16 protein-coding genes are annotated in these 15,775 nt (G+C 71.4%); 14 read left to right on the forward strand and 2 right to left on the reverse strand.

Annotated elements, in window-relative coordinates:
- Positions 1-25 precede the first annotated feature (25 nt).
- From miaB to dapF, 3 genes are read left to right on the forward strand one after another with little or no spacing between them, the layout of a single operon-like run.
- Entirely contained in the window at positions 26-1,522 is a 1,497-nt protein-coding gene (miaB, locus tag DEI96_RS05980; protein WP_111023211.1) for a tRNA (N6-isopentenyl adenosine(37)-C2)-methylthiotransferase MiaB, read from the forward strand.
- Complete coding sequence (gene miaA, locus DEI96_RS05985) at positions 1,509-2,492, forward strand: tRNA (adenosine(37)-N6)-dimethylallyltransferase MiaA (protein WP_502866292.1); 984 nt, start codon at positions 1,509-1,511, stop codon at positions 2,490-2,492. Before miaB ends, miaA begins: the two co-directional genes overlap by 14 nt.
- Complete coding sequence (dapF, locus tag DEI96_RS05990) at positions 2,489-3,379, forward strand: diaminopimelate epimerase (protein ID WP_027464770.1); 891 nt, start codon at positions 2,489-2,491, stop codon at positions 3,377-3,379. The genes miaA and dapF overlap by 4 nt, the downstream gene beginning before the upstream one ends.
- A 145-nt stretch (positions 3,380-3,524) precedes the next feature.
- Here the strand turns inward: dapF and DEI96_RS05995 are convergent, their stop codons facing one another.
- Complete coding sequence (locus tag DEI96_RS05995) at positions 3,525-4,136, reverse strand: class I SAM-dependent methyltransferase (protein ID WP_111023212.1); 612 nt, start codon at positions 4,134-4,136, stop codon at positions 3,525-3,527.
- Between the two features lie 61 nt (positions 4,137-4,197).
- On the opposite strand from DEI96_RS05995, the gene hflX reads away from it, so the two are divergent.
- Complete coding sequence (gene hflX, locus DEI96_RS06000) at positions 4,198-5,739, forward strand: GTPase HflX (RefSeq protein WP_111023213.1); 1,542 nt, start codon at positions 4,198-4,200, stop codon at positions 5,737-5,739.
- A 202-nt stretch (positions 5,740-5,941) separates the two neighbouring features.
- Here hflX and lexA read toward each other — a convergent pair whose 3' ends face one another.
- Positions 5,942-6,586 carry a transcriptional repressor LexA gene (lexA, locus tag DEI96_RS06005; RefSeq protein WP_027464773.1) on the reverse strand — a complete coding sequence of 215 codons (645 nt, stop codon included), beginning with the start codon at positions 6,584-6,586 and terminating at the stop codon, positions 5,942-5,944.
- Between the two features lie 236 nt (positions 6,587-6,822).
- Between lexA and DEI96_RS06010 the strand changes: the two genes are divergently transcribed.
- The 10 genes from DEI96_RS06010 (at position 6,823) to DEI96_RS06055 (ending at position 15,750) form a co-directional block, all read left to right on the forward strand.
- Positions 6,823-7,200, forward strand: coding sequence for a LysM peptidoglycan-binding domain-containing protein (locus tag DEI96_RS06010; RefSeq protein ID WP_027464774.1), 378 nt, complete (start codon positions 6,823-6,825; stop codon positions 7,198-7,200).
- Between the two features lie 64 nt (positions 7,201-7,264).
- Positions 7,265-8,371, forward strand: a complete 1,107-nt coding sequence (locus DEI96_RS06015) for a histidinol-phosphate transaminase (protein WP_111023214.1) — start codon at positions 7,265-7,267, stop codon at positions 8,369-8,371.
- Positions 8,368-8,970 carry an imidazoleglycerol-phosphate dehydratase HisB gene (hisB, locus tag DEI96_RS06020; RefSeq protein WP_027464776.1) on the forward strand — a complete coding sequence of 201 codons (603 nt, stop codon included), beginning with the start codon at positions 8,368-8,370 and terminating at the stop codon, positions 8,968-8,970. The genes DEI96_RS06015 and hisB overlap by 4 nt, the downstream gene beginning before the upstream one ends.
- Complete coding sequence (gene hisH / locus DEI96_RS06025) at positions 8,967-9,605, forward strand: imidazole glycerol phosphate synthase subunit HisH (RefSeq protein WP_111023215.1); 639 nt, start codon at positions 8,967-8,969, stop codon at positions 9,603-9,605. Before hisB ends, hisH begins: the two co-directional genes overlap by 4 nt.
- A 97-nt stretch (positions 9,606-9,702) precedes the next feature.
- Complete coding sequence (gene priA, locus DEI96_RS06030) at positions 9,703-10,449, forward strand: bifunctional 1-(5-phosphoribosyl)-5-((5-phosphoribosylamino)methylideneamino)imidazole-4-carboxamide isomerase/phosphoribosylanthranilate isomerase PriA (protein WP_017885902.1); 747 nt, start codon at positions 9,703-9,705, stop codon at positions 10,447-10,449.
- Positions 10,450-10,453: 4 nt separating this feature from the next.
- The gene (locus DEI96_RS06035) at positions 10,454-11,269 is read left to right on the forward strand and encodes an SseB family protein (RefSeq protein ID WP_111023216.1); all 816 of its coding nucleotides are present in this window, start codon (positions 10,454-10,456) and stop codon (positions 11,267-11,269) included.
- A gap of 59 nt (positions 11,270-11,328) precedes the next feature.
- Positions 11,329-12,204, forward strand: a complete 876-nt coding sequence (locus DEI96_RS06040; protein ID WP_017885900.1) for a ParA family protein — start codon at positions 11,329-11,331, stop codon at positions 12,202-12,204.
- Positions 12,188-12,991 (forward strand): segregation and condensation protein A, encoded by an 804-nt coding sequence (locus DEI96_RS06045; protein WP_171907825.1) that lies wholly within the window; start codon positions 12,188-12,190, stop codon positions 12,989-12,991. Before DEI96_RS06040 ends, DEI96_RS06045 begins: the two co-directional genes overlap by 17 nt.
- Positions 12,981-13,670: an SMC-Scp complex subunit ScpB gene (gene scpB, locus DEI96_RS06050; protein ID WP_258372805.1), complete on the forward strand. Its 690-nt coding sequence runs from the start codon at positions 12,981-12,983 to the stop codon at positions 13,668-13,670. Before DEI96_RS06045 ends, scpB begins: the two co-directional genes overlap by 11 nt.
- 1,291 nt (positions 13,671-14,961) lie before the next feature.
- The gene (locus DEI96_RS06055; RefSeq protein WP_228501111.1) at positions 14,962-15,750 is read left to right on the forward strand and encodes a pseudouridine synthase; all 789 of its coding nucleotides are present in this window, start codon (positions 14,962-14,964) and stop codon (positions 15,748-15,750) included.
- Positions 15,751-15,775 lie beyond the last annotated feature (25 nt).

A 15,775-nucleotide genomic window follows, 5' to 3' on the forward strand; every position in this document is an offset into this window, starting at 1 on the left:
CGCTCCGACCTACACTGGGACGACCATGGCCACCGTCGAAGCGCGCCCCCGCACCTACGAAGTCCGCACCTACGGGTGCCAGATGAACGTTCACGACTCCGAGCGGTTGAGCGGGTCACTGCAGGCCGCGGGCTACACCGCGGCGGACGGTGCGCAGGCCGACGTCGTCGTCATCAACACCTGTGCGGTGCGCGAGAACGCGGACAACCGGCTCTACGGCAACCTCGGGCAGCTCGCGGGCATCAAGCGCGAGCACCCCGGCATGCAGATCGCCGTCGGCGGGTGCCTGGCGCAGAAGGACAAGAACGTCATCCTCGAGAAGGCGCCGTGGGTCGACGTCGTCTTCGGCACGCACAACATGGGGTCACTGCCGACGCTGCTCGAGCGGGCGCGGCACAACGACGAGGCGCAGATCGAGATCCTCGAGGCGCTCGACGTCTTCCCGTCGACGCTGCCCACCAAGCGCGACTCGACGCACAGCGGGTGGGTCTCCATCTCCGTCGGCTGCAACAACACCTGCACGTTCTGCATCGTCCCCTCGCTCCGTGGCAAGGAGAAGGACCGCCGTCCCGGTGACGTCCTGGCCGAGATCCAGGCGCTCGTCGACGACGGCGCGATCGAGGTCACGCTGCTCGGGCAGAACGTGAACTCCTACGGGGTCGAGTTCGGCGACCGACAGGCGTTCGGCAAGCTGCTGCGGGCCACCGGGGCCATCGAGGGGCTCGAGCGCGTCCGCTTCACCAGCCCGCACCCGGCGGCGTTCACCGACGACGTCATCGACGCGATGGCCGAGACCCCGAACGTGATGCCCCAGCTGCACATGCCGCTGCAGTCGGGTTCCGACCGGGTGCTCAAGGCCATGCGTCGGAGCTACCGCAGCGAGCGGTTCCTCGGCATCCTCGACCGCGTCCGCGCGAAGATCCCGCACGCGGCGATCTCCACCGACATCATCGTCGGGTTCCCCGGTGAGACCGACGCCGACTTCGAGGACACCCTGCGCGTCGTCGAGCAGGCACGGTTCGGCTCCGCGTTCACGTTCCAGTACTCGATCCGCCCGGGTACGCCGGCGGCGACGATGGACGACCAGCTGCCGAAGCACATCGTGCAGGAGCGCTACGAGCGACTCGTCGCCCTGCAGGAACGCATCACCGCGGAAGAGAACGCGCTGCAGGTGGGCCGGAGCGTGGAGGTGCTCGTCGCCTCGGGCGAAGGGCGTAAGGACGACGCCACCCGCCGGCTCTCCGGTCGCGCGGAGGACTCCCGGCTCGTGCACTTCACCGTGCCCGCCGGGTCCGAGGTCCCGCGCCCGGGCGACGTGGTCACCGTCGACATCACCCGTGCCGCACCGCACTTCCTGCTCGCCGACGACGACGCGCCGCTGCGCATCCGACGCACCCGGGCCGGCGACGCCTGGGACCGCGCGCAGGCCGAGAGCTGCGGCGTGCCCACGCCCGCTGCCGCCACGGGCGACGGGCCCCGTCCGGTCTCGCTCGGGCTGCCGACGCTCCGTGTCGGGCGCTGAGCTCCCCGGGGCTGTGCCGACGAGCGCCGCGTCGCCCGCACCCGGTGACGCCGCGGACCTGATCGCAGTCGTCGGGGCGACGGGCACCGGGAAGTCCGACCTCGGCATCGCGATCGCGGAACGGCTGCGCGCTGCCGGCCGTCGCGCGGAGATCATCAACGCGGATGCCATGCAGCTGTACCGGGGCATGGACATCGGCACTGCGAAGCTCCCGCCGGCGGAACGGCACGGCATCCCGCACCACCAGCTCGACGTGCTCGAGGTCACCGACGAGGCGAGCGTCGCCGCCTACCAGGTCGCCGCCCGAGCCGACGTCGAGCGGATCCAGGCCGACGGTGGCGTCGCCGTCCTCGTCGGCGGCAGCGGCCTGTACGTCTCGGCGGTGCTGTTCGACCTGGCGTTCCCGGGCACCGACCCCGCGCTCCGTGCGCAGCTCGAGCGCGAGCACGAGGAGCTCGGCCCGGGCATCCTGCTGGAGCGACTCCGCGCGCTCGACCCGACGGCCGCCGCGACGATCGACGCACGCAACCCACGGCGGTTGATCCGTGCACTCGAGATCGCGAGCCGATCCGAGGTCGTGACCCCGAGCCTCCCGGCAGCGCCCCGCGCCTGGCGACCGTCCCGGATCCTGCACCTGCGGCGTGACCGCGAGCAGCTCGTGTCGGCGCTGCACGAGCGGGCCGCGCGGATGTTCGAGGCCGGACTCGTCGACGAGGTCGCGGCGCTCCGCGAGCAGGGACTCGAGCAGGGCAAGACCGCGCGGGGCGCCATCGGGTACTCGCAGGCGCTCGAGGTGCTCGCCGGCACGGCGACCCGCGATCAGGCGGTCGAGGCGACCGGCATCGCGACCCGGAAGTACGCCCGGCGGCAGGTGTCGTGGTTCCGCCGGTACGCCGATGCCGAGACGCTCGACGTCACGGGCGCGGACCGCGGCGACCTGTCGGAACTGGCCCGTAGGATCGTGCCGTGACCGAGCTGCACTTCACCAAGGGCCAGGGGACCGGCAACGACTTCGTCCTGTTCGCCGACCCCGACGCCACCGTCGATCTGACCCCCGAGCGGATCCGCGCCATCGCGGACCGACGCTTCGGCGTGGGCGGCGACGGCGTGATCCGCGCGGTGCGGTCCGAGGCGATCCCCGAGGGTCGTGCGCTCGTGGCCGTCGAGCCCGAGGCGACGTGGTTCATGGACTACCACAACGCCGACGGCACGGTCGCGGAGATGTGCGGCAACGGCATCCGCGTGTTCGCCCGGTACCTGACCGAGTCCGGCCTGGTCGAGCTCGCTCCCGGCGAGACCCTCACCGTCGGCAGTCGCAAGGGGCTGGTCGACATCCAGCGCACCACGAACGGGTTCGCAGCCGATCTCGGTCGCTGGGGCCTGGGCATCGAGGGCGGTGGCTCCGACGACGTGCTCGTCCGGGCCAAGAACCTCGACGGGGCGCGGCCCGGCATCGGCATCGACGTGGGCAACCCGCACGTGGTCGTCGCCGTCGAGACCGAGGACGAACTGGCCGACCTCGACCTGACCTTCCTGCCGGTGCTCGATCCGGCGCCGGAGCACGGTGCGAACGTCGAGTTCGTGCTGCCCGGCGACCCCCTCATCAAGGACGGCGTCGGCGAGATCACGATGCGGGTGCACGAGCGGGGGAGCGGCGAGACGCTCTCGTGCGGCACCGGGGCCGTCGCCGCTGCCCTCGCGACGCGCTACTGGGTCGGTGCGGGGGCGCCGGACACCTGGCGCGTGCGGGTGCCGGGCGGGCTGCTGACGGTGCGGATGACGGCGACCGAGGACGGCGAGCACGTCTCGCTGTCCGGTCCCGCCGAGCTCGTGTTCTCCGGCGACCTGACGGTCTGACGCGGCGCGGACGCGCGCGCGCGGGCCGCGGGTGCGGGGCGGCGCTTCGCCCCGTGGCGCTTCGTGAGCAGAAATGGTCGGGTTGCCGCTGGGCACCCGACCATTTCTGCTCACGAAGTGCACGCACACGAAGTGCGCACGCGCCCTACGCGCTGCGCTGCACCCGGATGACGCGGAACCCCTTCGCCGTCGACTCCCGCGTGACCGCGAACTCCGAGCCGAGCGCCCCGACGAGCCACTTCTGCAACGAGTCGCCCCCGAGGTCCTTCGACACGACGAGCCAGGCGTCGCCCCCGACCTCGAGCCGGGGCAGCCACGTCAGCAGGATCTGGTGCAGTTCGTCCTTGCCGACACGGATCGGCGGGTTCGACCAGATGGTGCGGAAGCGCAGGTCGGCCGGCACGTCGTCGGGCAGCGCGATCGTGACGTTCGATGCCCCCGCGGCAGCAGCGTTGGCGCGCGCGAGCCCGAGCACCCGCTCGTTGACGTCGACGCCCCACACCTGGGCGTCGGGGGACTGCAGGGCCATCGTGATCGCGATCGGGCCCCAGCCACAGCCGATGTCGAGCAGCGCTCCGTCGGCAGCGGGTGCGGGCACCGAACCGAGCAGGACCTTCGTGCCGCGGTCGACGCCGTCGGGGCTGAAGACCCCCGCCGCGGTCGACAGGGTGAGGGGCTGACCGGCGAGCGTGACGTGCACCTGGCGCGGCCGGAGTTCGCTCTCGGGGCTGGCCGAGAAGTAGTGGTCGTTCGCCATGGATGAACCGTACCGGCAACCGAGTGTGTCGGAGGGCCTCCAGAGGTAGCCTGTGCACAGGATGACGGATACCCATCAGCAGAACCACCAGACCAACGACGACAGCGCAGACGGTGTCGTCGAGAGGGTGTTGCGCAACGCAGACCACCGCGCAGCATCGTCCATCTTCGCACCCGCCCAGGCCATCCAGACGCAGTCGGTCGACGACCGCAGCTGGACCGGCGACGGCGACCAGTACGACCGTGAGGACCGTGCGGCGCTGCGCCGTGTCGCCGGCCTCTCCACCGAACTCGAGGACGTCACCGAGGTCGAGTACCGCCAGCTGCGGCTCGAGCAGGTCGTCCTGATCGGCGTGTACCCCCAGGGCGACGCGCAGGACGCCGAGAACTCCCTCCGCGAGCTCGCGGCACTCGCCGAGACCGCGGGCGCCGTGGTGCTCGACGGGCTCCTCCAGCGCCGGCCGAACCCGGACCCGGCCACCTACCTGGGCAAGGGCAAAGCCCAGGAGCTCGCGATGGTCGTCAAGGCCACCGGCGCCGACACGGTCATCGCCGACACCGAACTGGCACCCTCGCAGCGTCGTGCGCTCGAGGACGTCGTGAAGGTGAAGGTCATCGACCGCACGGCCGTGATCCTCGACATCTTCAGCCAGCACGCGAAGACCCGCGAGGGGAAGGCGCAGGTCGAACTCGCCCAGCTGCAGTACCTGCTGCCTCGACTGCGCGGTTGGGGTGACTCGATGTCCCGGCAGGCCGGTGGCCAGGTCTCCGGAGGCGCTGGCATGGGCTCTCGTGGCCCCGGTGAGACGAAGATGGAGCTCGACCGCCGCAAGATCCACACGCGGATGGCGAAGCTCCGCCGGCAGATCGCCGGGTTCACCCCGGCCCGTGAAGCCAAGCGTGCCGAGCGCAACCGCAACGAGGTGCCGAGCGTCGCGATCGCGGGCTACACCAACGCCGGCAAGTCGTCGCTCCTCAACCGGCTGACGAGCGCGGGCGTGCTGGTGCAGAACCAGCTGTTCGCGACGCTGGACGCCACCGTCCGTCGGACCGAGAGCGCCAAGGGCCGGGAGTTCACGTTCGTCGACACGGTCGGCTTCGTCCGCAACCTGCCGCACCAGCTCGTCGAGGCCTTCCGCTCCACCCTCGAAGAGGTCGGCGACGCCGACGTCATCGTGCACGTGGTCGACGGCTCGCACCCCGACCCCGGTGCGCAGCTGTCCACCGTGCGCGAGGTCATCGGCGACGTCGGTGCGGGTGACATCCCGGAGATCGTCGTCTTCAACAAGGCCGATCTGATCGACGACGCGCAGCGCCTCGTGCTCATCGGACTCGTGCCGGACGCGGTGTTCGTGTCTGCGCGCACGGGCGAGGGCATCCCGGAGCTCCTCGGCGTCATCGAGGACCGCCTGCCGGAGCCCGACGTCGACCTGACGATCGTGGTGCCGTACGACCGCGGCGACCTGGTGTCGTCGCTGCACGACACCGGCTCGGTCGAGTCCGTCGACTACGTCGAGGACGGCACGTGCCTGCGGGTGCGCGTCTTCCAGCGGCAGGTCGCCGAGCTCGAGCCCTACGTGGTCACGCCGGTCCCCACCGTCTGACGGTCACCTCCGACAGTCGCTGGCGCTGGGGAGCGCTGCCGCGCGGCCTGGAGGCCCGTGACGGGTCCGCCGGACGCCGTCACGTCGCCGAGACGCCCCGGAACACACGAAACGCCGCCGGATCCGGCGGCGTTTCGTCGTGCTGGGGGGTCGTCCGGTGACGACGGCGTCTCGCCTGTGCAGCCCGAGTCGCGGGAGGCTGTCAGAGGGAGCGGAGGACCGCGACGACCTTGCCGAGCACCGAGGCCGCGTCGCCGAGGATCGGCTCGAAGGCGGAGTTGCGCGGCAGCAGCCACGTGTGACCGTCGCGCTGGCGGAAGACCTTGACCGTCGCCTCTTCGTCGAGCATGGCCGCGACGATGTCACCGTTCTCGGCGGTCTGCTGCGACCGGACGACGACCCAGTCACCGTCGCAGATCGCGGCGTCGATCATCGACTCACCGACGACCTTGAGCATGAAGAGCTCGCCGGTGCCGACGAGCTGTCGGGGGAGCGGGATGATCTCGTCGACGTGCTGTTCGGCGGTGATCGGCACACCGGCGGCGATCCGGCCGACGAGCGGCACGAGCGTGGTGGCGTCGATGTCCGGGCCGCCGACGTCGGACGACGGTTCGTCGACCAGGACCTCGAGCGCGCGCGGGCGGTTCGGGTCGCGGCGGATCCAGCCACCGAGCTCGAGCTGGCCGAGCTGGTGGGAGACGCTGGAGAGCGAGGAGAGCCCGGCGGCGTCGCCGATCTCGCGCATGCTCGGCGGGTAGCCCCGTGAGGCGATCGACGCACGGATCGCGTCGAAGATCGCCTGTTGCTTCGGCGTCAGCGGCTTCTGGCCCCGCAGTTCGTCCACCACGTCGTCTCGCTTTCGTCGGTGCCGGTCCGGCCGCGGCGGGAATGTCGGTGGTCCCCGTCAGGCTTGTCCCAGTCGATCGAAACAGTATCCGACCAGCCAGGGCTGGACAAACACCTGTTCGAGCGTGTCGCAAGAAAACCCCGCAGAAATCCACTCCCAGGACTTGTGCGTCGTCTGATTCGAAACTATGTTCGGTACACGACTTCGGTTCCACCGAACGGGAAGGCAAGAACGACATGAGCACCATCGCCATCGCTGACATCCAGCGCACCGCGGCGCCCGCCGTGCGTACCCGCCTGCGTCTGACGCGTCGCGGCCGCATCGTCTTCACGACGCTCGCCGCGCTCCCGCTCCTCATCGTCGTCGCCCTCGGTGTGCTGAACGGCGGGCAGGCCTCCGCCGGAGACGCCACCGCCGGCGGCGCACGCACCCAGTTCGAGACCGTGACGATCCAGCCGGGCGAGACGCTCTGGCAGCTCGCCGAGCAGACGGCGCCGAACTCGGACCCGCGTGACTTCGTGCAGGACGTCGTGAGCCTCAACGCGCTCGACGGCTCGGCGCTGCAGGCCGGCGAAGAGATCGCCATCCCCACCAAGTACACCGACGGCGAGTAGCCACTCGGGCAGTGCCGTCCAGACGGCTGGTCGTCGCACGGTGACAGCGGCCTACGATGGATCGGTGGCATTCACGCTCGAAGACCTCCCGATCCGAGACGACCTGCGCGGGCAGAGCCCCTACGGCGCCCCGCAGAAGCACGTCCGCGTGCAGCTCAACGTCAACGAGAACACGCATCCCGTTCCGGACGACGTCGCTGCTGACATCGTCGAGTCGATCCGGCAGGCCCTGCTGACGGTCAACCGCTACCCGGACCGCGAGTTCACCGAGCTCCGGCAGTCGCTCGCCGACTACCTCGGACACGACTTGACCGCCGAGCAGCTCTGGGCGGCGAACGGGTCGAACGAGGTGTTGCAGCAGCTCCTCCAGGCGTTCGGCGGGCCCGGTCGCTCGGTGCTCGGGTTCCCGCCCACGTACTCGATGCACTCGATCCTCGCGTCGGGCACCGGCACCACGTGGATCCCGGCCCAGCGGGACGACGAGTTCCGCATCTCGCCCGAGACCGTCGTGGCGGCGATCCGAGAGCACCAGCCGGACATCGTGTTCCTGTGCGGGCCGAACAACCCGACCGGCACCCCGCTCGAGATCGAGACGATCGCGGCCGCCTACGACGCGACCGACGGCATCGTGATGGTGGACGAGGCGTACGCCGAGTTCATGCCGTCCGACGCTCCGAGTGCCCTCACGCTGCTGCCCGGTCGTGAGCGCCTGGTGGTCTCCCGCACGATGAGCAAGGCGTTCGCGTTCGCCGGTGCCCGGGTCGGGTACATGGCCGCGCACCCCGCCGTCGTCGACGCCGTCCGACTGGTCCGGCTGCCGTACCACCTGTCCGCGCTGACCCAGGCGGCGGCGATCGCGGCACTCCGGCATGCCCCCGAGATGCTGGCGATGGTCGACGACATCAAGGCGCAGCGCGACCGCATGGTCACCGAGCTGCGGGACATGGGGTACCGCACCTACGAGACCTGGTCGAACTTCGTCCTGTTCGGCGGTGTCGCCGACCCGAACGCCGCGTTCGAGGCGCTGCTCGAGCGCGACGTCATCGTGCGCGACCTCGGGATCCCGAACCACCTGCGGGTGAGTGCGGGGACCGAAGTCGAGACGACCGCGTTCCTCGACGCCATGCGGCAGGTCGCCGCCGAGCAGCCGCCGGTTAGGGTTGAGGCATGACCGCCCGCACCGCCTCGATCAGCCGTTCGACGAGCGAATCGAGTGTCGAACTCGAGCTCGACCTGGACGGTACCGGGACCTCGTCGATCTCGACCTCGGTCCCGTTCTTCGACCACATGCTGACCGCGTTCAGCAAGCACTCCCTGATCGACCTGCGGGTGCGCTCGACGGGTGACACCGACATCGACGTGCACCACACGGTCGAGGACACCGGCATCGTGCTCGGACAGGCGATCAAGCAGGCCCTCGGCGACCGCTCCGGCATCGGCCGGTACGGCGACGCCCTGGTCCCGTTGGACGAAGCGCTGGCCCAGGCCGTCGTCGACGTCTCCGGGCGTCCGTTCCTGGTGCACTCCGGCGAGCCCGCGGGCTTCGAGTTCCACCGCATCGGCGGCCACTTCACCGGCTCGATGGTCCGCCACGTGTTCGAGGCGATCACGTTCAACGCCGGCATCACCGTCCACGTCCGCGTGCTCGAGGGCCGCGACCCCCACCACATCGCCGAAGCCGAGTTCAAGGCGTTCGCCCGAGCCATGCGCAAGGCGGTCGAACTGGACCCCCGCGTCGACGGCATCCCCTCCACGAAGGGCGCCCTGTGACCGCCGCCAAGCCGAACGTCGTCGTCCTCGACTACGGGTCGGGCAACGTCCACTCCGCCGCCAAGGCGCTCGAGCGCGCCGGGGCCGAGGTCACCCTGACCTCGGACAAGCAGGCGGCACTCAAGGCCGACGGCCTGCTCGTCCCCGGCGTCGGGGCGTTCGCCGCCGTGATCGACCAGCTCGAGGGCGTGCAGGGCGGCGAGATCGTCGACCACCGTCTGGCCGGCGGGCGACCCGTGCTCGGCATCTGCGTCGGCATGCAGGTCCTGTTCTCGCGGGGCATCGAGCGTGGTGCCGACGTCGAAGGGCTCGGCCAGTGGCCCGGCACCGTGCAGGAGATCCAGGCCGAGGTGCTGCCGCACATGGGCTGGAACACCGTGCGGGCGCCCGAGGACTCCGTGCTGTTCGACGGGCTGCACGACGAGCGCTTCTACTTCGTGCACTCCTACGGGGTGACCGACTTCCCGCTCGAGGCGTACGGGCCGTTCCGTGCGCCCCGTCTGACCTGGGCCGAGCACGGGCAGCCGTTCATCGCCGCGGTCGAGAACGGGCCGCTCACCGCCACGCAGTTCCACCCCGAGAAGTCCGGCGAGCCGGGCATCCGCCTGCTCTCCAACTGGGTCCGCTCGCTCTGAACCCGGCTGGCACCGGGCGCCACGGCCGTGCCGGACGCGTACCGGGCCTCCCGGCTGTCCGCAGCCCCTTCTCCACCGCAACGAAACCGACAGGACCATGACCGACCTCACCGACACCCCGCCCCTCGTCCTGCTGCCGGCTGTCGACGTCGTCGACGGACAGGCCGTGCGCCTCACCCAGGGCGAGGCGGGGAGCGAGACCGGCTACGGCGACCCCGTCGCCGCTGCCCGGACCTGGCGTGACCAGGGTGCCGAGTGGATCCACCTCGTCGACCTCGACGCAGCCTTCGGTCGTGGCGACAACCGCCGGGTGATCGCGCACGCCGTCCGCGAGGTCGAGGGTGTCTCGGTCGAGCTGTCCGGCGGCATCCGCGACGACGCCTCGCTCGAAGCGGCACTGGCGACCGGTGCGGCACGCGTCAACCTCGGCACCGCGGCGCTCGAGAACCCGGACTGGGCCGCGCGGGTGATCGGTGAGTACGGCGAGCAGATCGCCGTCGGGCTGGACGTCCGCGGCACCACGCTGTCGAGCCGCGGCTGGACCGAGGACGCCGGTGACCTGTGGGAGGTGCTCGACCGGCTGGAGGCCGCCGGCTGCGCCCGCTACGTGGTGACCGACGTCACGAAGGACGGCACGCTGCAGGGCCCCAACGTCGAACTGCTCCGCCAGGTGTGCGACCGGACCGACCAGCCCGTGGTGGCCTCCGGCGGGATCTCGACGCTCGACGACCTCCGTGCGCTCCGCGAACTCGTGCCGTACGGGCTCGAGGGCGCGATCATCGGCAAGGCGCTGTACTCCGGGGCGTTCACGCTGCCGGCCGCACTCGACATCGCCTCCGAGTAGCGCCGTGGCGGGCATCTCGAACGGCCGCGGCACCGGGCCGGACGCCGACGACGCGCACACCCCCGGCGGGGCGGCGGACTCGGCGGGCTTCTCGTGGGAAGGCCGCACGTTCGACCACCACGACACCGCGTTCGCCGACGACGACGGACTCGCCGACCCCGCGGTGCTCGCGGCCATCGGTTCGATCGCCGACGGTGCGTCCCAGGCGGCGATCGTCGAGGCGCTCCGGACCGCCCGGCTGCTCATCCCGCTCATCGCCGATGCCGGTGACGTGGGGGAGACCGATCAGGGCAAGCTCGTCGACAAGACCCAGGAACTCTCGATCGTGACGGTCGCCGGTCCGGACGGTCGCAGCGTGATGCCGGCGTTCACCTCGGTCGTCGCCATGCACGCGTGGGACCCGGACGCGCGTCCGGTGCCGGTGGAGTCCCGCCGTGTGGCGATGGCCGCGGCGAGCGAGGACACCCAGCTCGTCGTGCTCGACCCGAAGTCGTCGACCGAGTTCGTGCTGCGTCGTCCCGCGGTGTGGGCGCTCGGGCAGGACCTGCCGTGGACCCCGTGCTTCGAGGACCCCGAGGTGGCTCGCGCCTTCGCGGCCTCGGTCGAGGGGGAGTCCAGCGTCGCCCGTGTCGAACTCGCGCCGGGCGACCCGGTCGGCCGGTTCGCCGGGCCGGAGCTGACGGTGGGACTGGCCCTGCACCCGGGGCTCGACCGCGAGCAGGTCGGCGAGCTCGTCGGTCGGCTGCAGCAGCGGTGGTCGACCGACCCCGTGATCGCCGAGCGGGTCGACAGCATGCGCGTCGCCCTGCGCGCTGCCTGACGAGCAGCAGTGCGGCGGTGCGACCCGGCCCAGCCCGAGGTCGCCGGTACGATGACGGGGTGAGCCCGAACCCGACGACCAACCCCACCGGCGCGACCACCCACGGTCCGACGGGGCGTCCCGTCCGGGACTTCCCCGTGCCCGAGGAGCTCGACAGCACCGGACCCGCCCGCATCATCGCGCTCTGCAACCAGAAGGGCGGCGTCGGCAAGACCACGACCGCCATCAACCTGGGCGCCGCGCTCGCGGAGTACGGCCGCAAGGTCCTCGCCGTCGACTTCGACCCGCAGGGTGCGCTGTCCGCGGGACTCGGGGTCCGGACGCACGACATCCACACCGTGTACGACCTGCTGATGGGTGCCGTGAAGGACCCGAACCAGGTCATCCAGCCGACGAACACCCCCGGCCTCGACGTCATCCCGGCGAACATCGACCTGTCCGCGGCCGAGGTGCACCTGGTGAACGAGGTCGCCCGCGAGCAGATCCTGGCGAGCGTGCTGCGCAAGGTCGCGAACGACTACGACGTGATCCTGGTCGACTGCCAGCCGTCGCTCGGCCTGCTCACCGTGAACGCCCTGACCGCGGCGCACGGCGTGCTCATCCCGCTCGAGTGCGAGTTCTTCGCGCTCCGCGGTGTCGCGCTGCTCATCGAGACGATCGACAAGGTGCGCGACCGCCTCAACCCTGCGCTCAAGCTCGACGGCATCCTGGCGACCATGTACGACTCGCGGACGCTGCACTCCCGCGAGGTCATGGAGCGGGTCGTGGACACCTTCGACGACCGTGTGCTCGACACCGTCATCGGCCGCACCGTGAAGTTCCCGGACGCCACGGTGTCCGCACGCCCGATCACGCAGACCGCGCCGGACCACCCTGCCGCCCACGCCTACCGGCAGCTCGCACGAGAGCTCGTCCAGCGTGGCGCCGTCGCCTGACGCGGGGTTCCGGGTCCGGCTCGCCAACTTCGACGGACCGTTCGACCTCCTGCTGTCGCTCATCACGAAGCACGAGCTCGACATCACCGAGGTGTCCCTCGGTGCCGTGACGGGGGAGTTCATCCAGTACGTCCGGCAGGCCGAGTCCGCCGACGAGCTCGACGAGGCCAGCGAGTTCCTGGTCGTCGCGGCGACGCTGCTCGACCTGAAGATCGTCGGGCTGCTGCCCCAGGGTGAGCTCGTGGACGCCGAGGACGTGGCCCTGCTCGAGGCCCGCGACCTGCTGTTCGCCCGGCTGCTGCAGTACCGGGCGTTCAAGCAGGCCGCCGACTGGTTCGGGGAGCGCTGGGGCGTCGAGTCGCGACGGCACGTCCGCAGCGTCCGGCTCGAGGAGCGGTTCCGCGCGCGGACGCCGGAGCTCGTCTGGACCCTGTCGGTGCAGGACTTCGCCGCACTGGCCGCGCTGGCCTTCGCCCCGCGGGAGATCCCGACCGTCGGCCTCGACCACCTGCACGCCCCGCTCATCAGCATCCGCGAACAGGCCGCGATCGTCGTCTCGATCCTCCGCACCCGCGATGGTGAGGGCGTCTCGTTCCGTGAACTGGTCGCGGGCGTCGACCAGACGGGTATCGTGGTGGCTCGCTTCCTCGCGATCCTCGAGCTGTACCGGAACGCGTCGATCTCGTTCGAGCAGCTTGAGCCGCTCGGGGAGCTGACACTGCGGTGGACCGCCGAGGACTGGTCCGACGAGAGCCTCGCGAACCTGGGAGCCGACTATGACGGATGACGTGCACGACACGTCCAGCGCCGAACCCGGCGGCGCCGACGAGATGGCCGACGCCCGCGCGATCGAGCACGAGATCCACGAGCGCACCGCGTCGCAGGCTCACCCCACCATCCCCATCGACCGGCAGCTCGAGGCCATCCTGATGATCGCCGACCAGCCGCAGTCACTCGTCGCCCTCGGTGCGGCCGTCGGTTCGCCCGTCCCCGCCGTCCGCCAGGCGATCGAACGCCTGGTCGCCGACTTCGACGGCGTCGACGGCACGATCCGCCGTGGCTTCGAACTGCGCGAGGTCGGTGGCGGCTGGCGCTTCTACGTCCGCGCCGACCTGGACCCCGTGGTCGAGCAGTTCGTCGAGGCCGAGCGCCCCTCGCGCCTGTCGCAGGCCGCACTCGAGACCCTCGCGGTCGTCGCCTACAAGCAGCCGATCACCCGCTCGCAGATCGCTGCGATCCGCGCCGTCAACGTCGACGGCGTCGTCCGAACCCTGGTGGCACGCGGCCTCATCGAGGAGTCGTTCACCGACGCCGAGACCGGCGCCATCAACTACGTCACGTCCGACCTGCTCCTGCAGCAGCTCGGCATCAACTCGCTCGACGAGCTGCCGCTCATCTCGCCCCTCCTGGACGACGGTGCGGACGGCTTCGAGCAGAACGAAGGGATCCCCGATGGCAGGGTTTGACGACCGGGGGCGCGGCGCGCCCCGAGACCGAGACGACCGCAACGGACGCTCGGGAGGCCCGGATCGCTCCGGCCGCCCGGCCGGCGGACGCGGCGGGGCCGGCTCCAGTGCCGGTGGCCGCTCCGGCGGGTACGGTCGCGACGACCGCGGGGGCGCACGCCCGCCGCGTGACGACGACCGTCGTGGCGGGTACCCGTCGCGTGACGACCGCGGCGGCGACCGTGGTGGGTACCGTGGGGCTTCGGCGCCGCGTGACGACCGTGGTGGGTACCGGGGTCGCGACGACCGCGCCGGTGGCGGCGACCGTGGTGGGTACCGCGGCAACTCCGCTCCGCGTGACGACCGCGGTGGCTACCGCGCCCGTGACGACCGTGGTGCGTCCGCTCCGCGTGACGACCGCGGTGGTGACCGTGGTGGCTACCGCGGCAACGCGGCTCCGCGTGACGACCGTGGCGGCTACCGCGGTCGCGATGACCGTTCCGGTGGCGGCGACCGTGGAGGCTACCGCGGCAACTCGGCTCCGCGCGACGATCGTGGTGGCTACCGCGGCCGTGACGACCGTGGTGCTCCGGCTCCGCGCGACGACCGCGGTGGCTACCGGGGCTCCGCTCCGCGTGACGACCGTGGTGGCTACCGGGGTCGCGACGACCGTGGGAGCTCGGCGCCCCGCGACGACCGTGGCGGCTACCGCGGCAACTCGGCTCCGCGTGACGACCGTGGTGGCTACCGCGGCCGTGACGACCGTGGGGCTCCGGCCCCGCGCGACGACCGAGGCGGCTACCGGGGTCGCGACGACCGATCCGGTGGTGGCGACCGCGGTGGGTACCGCGGCAACTCCGCTCCGCGTGACGACCGCGGTGGCTACGGCGGGCGGGACGACCGTGGTGCTTCGGCACCGCGTGACGACCGTGGTGGGTACCGGGGTCGCGACGACCGTGGCTCGGCACCGCGTGACGACCGCGGTGGGTACCGCGGACGCGACGACCGTGGCAGCTCCGCTCCCCGCGACGACCGGCGCGACGACCGCGGCCGCGACGACCGCGGCCGCGACGACCGCCGCACCCCGGACGGCCAGCAGAGCCGCGTCTGGCACAACGGCCGCCGTTACGTCGGCGGCACCACGAGCGTCCGCAACAGCGACCGCACCACGCCGAAGCCGAGCGGGCAGCGCGACGACCGGGGCAACCCGGCCGAGGGCACGCCCGAACGGCCGATCATCGAGGACTGGGACGCGGCGGACGGAACCGCGCCTGCCGGGGCCGAGCCGAGCCTCCAGGCAGAGGGTGAGCGCCTGCAGAAGGTGATCGCCGCTGCCGGCGTCGCATCCCGCCGGGTCGCGGAGAACCTGATCGTCGAGGGCCGCGTGACGGTCAACGGCGAGGTCGTGGACGCCCTCGGGCGTCGCGTCGACCCCGAGAAGGACGCGATCAGCGTCGACGGCGTGCCCGTGCAGATCGACTCGTCGCGGCGCTACATCGTGCTGAACAAGCCGACCGGCGTCGTCTCGAGCCTGCAGGACGAGCGCGGTCGCCGCGACCTGACCGAGTTCGTGGACCGCTACGAGGAGCGCCTGTTCAACGTCGGCCGTCTCGACGCGGAGACCTCCGGGCTGCTCGTCCTGACGAACGACGGCGACCTGGCACACGTGCTCGCGCACCCGTCGTTCGGCGTGCAGAAGACGTACATCGCGAAGGTCCACGGCAACGTGAACCCCGCCGTCGTGCAGCGCCTCACCGAGGGCGTCGAGCTCGAGGACGGTCCGATCAAGGCCGACAAGGTGCGGTTGCTCGAGTCCTCGCGGGGTGAGTCGCTCGTCGAGATCACGCTGCACTCCGGCCGCAACCGCATCGTCCGTCGCATGCTCGAGGCCGTCGACCACCCGGTCCTCGAACTCGTCCGCCGGTCGTTCGGACCGCTGCACCTGGGCAGCCTGCCGCCGGGCAAGATGCGCGAGCTCGGCACGGTCGAGGTCGGCAAGCTGCTCAGCACCGTCCGTGACGCGAAGCCGTCCGCTCGTGACGACCGCGACGTCGCGCTCGACCAGGACGACGACGAGTACGAGGACGAGTCGGCGGACTGACCGATCCCGAGGCCCGGGCATCGAC

It is taken from the genome of Curtobacterium sp. MCLR17_031, from assembly GCF_003234775.2.
Classification (GTDB): domain Bacteria; phylum Actinomycetota; class Actinomycetes; order Actinomycetales; family Microbacteriaceae; genus Curtobacterium; species Curtobacterium flaccumfaciens.

What these genes read in the sequence shown, in the direction of transcription:
- miaB (WP_111023211.1), top strand. Translation starts at nt 26, where the DNA reads ATGGCCACCGTCGAAGCGCGCCCCCGCACCTACGAAGTCCGCACCTAC.
- DEI96_RS05995 (WP_111023212.1), bottom strand. Translation starts at nt 4,136, where the DNA reads ATGGCGAACGACCACTACTTCTCGGCCAGCCCCGAGAGCGAACTCCGG.
- hflX (WP_111023213.1), top strand. Translation starts at nt 4,198, where the DNA reads ATGACGGATACCCATCAGCAGAACCACCAGACCAACGACGACAGCGCA.
- DEI96_RS06010 (WP_027464774.1), top strand. Translation starts at nt 6,823, where the DNA reads ATGAGCACCATCGCCATCGCTGACATCCAGCGCACCGCGGCGCCCGCC.
- hisB (WP_027464776.1), top strand. Translation starts at nt 8,368, where the DNA reads ATGACCGCCCGCACCGCCTCGATCAGCCGTTCGACGAGCGAATCGAGT.
- priA (WP_017885902.1), top strand. Translation starts at nt 9,703, where the DNA reads ATGACCGACCTCACCGACACCCCGCCCCTCGTCCTGCTGCCGGCTGTC.
- scpB (WP_258372805.1), top strand. Translation starts at nt 12,981, where the DNA reads ATGACGGATGACGTGCACGACACGTCCAGCGCCGAACCCGGCGGCGCC.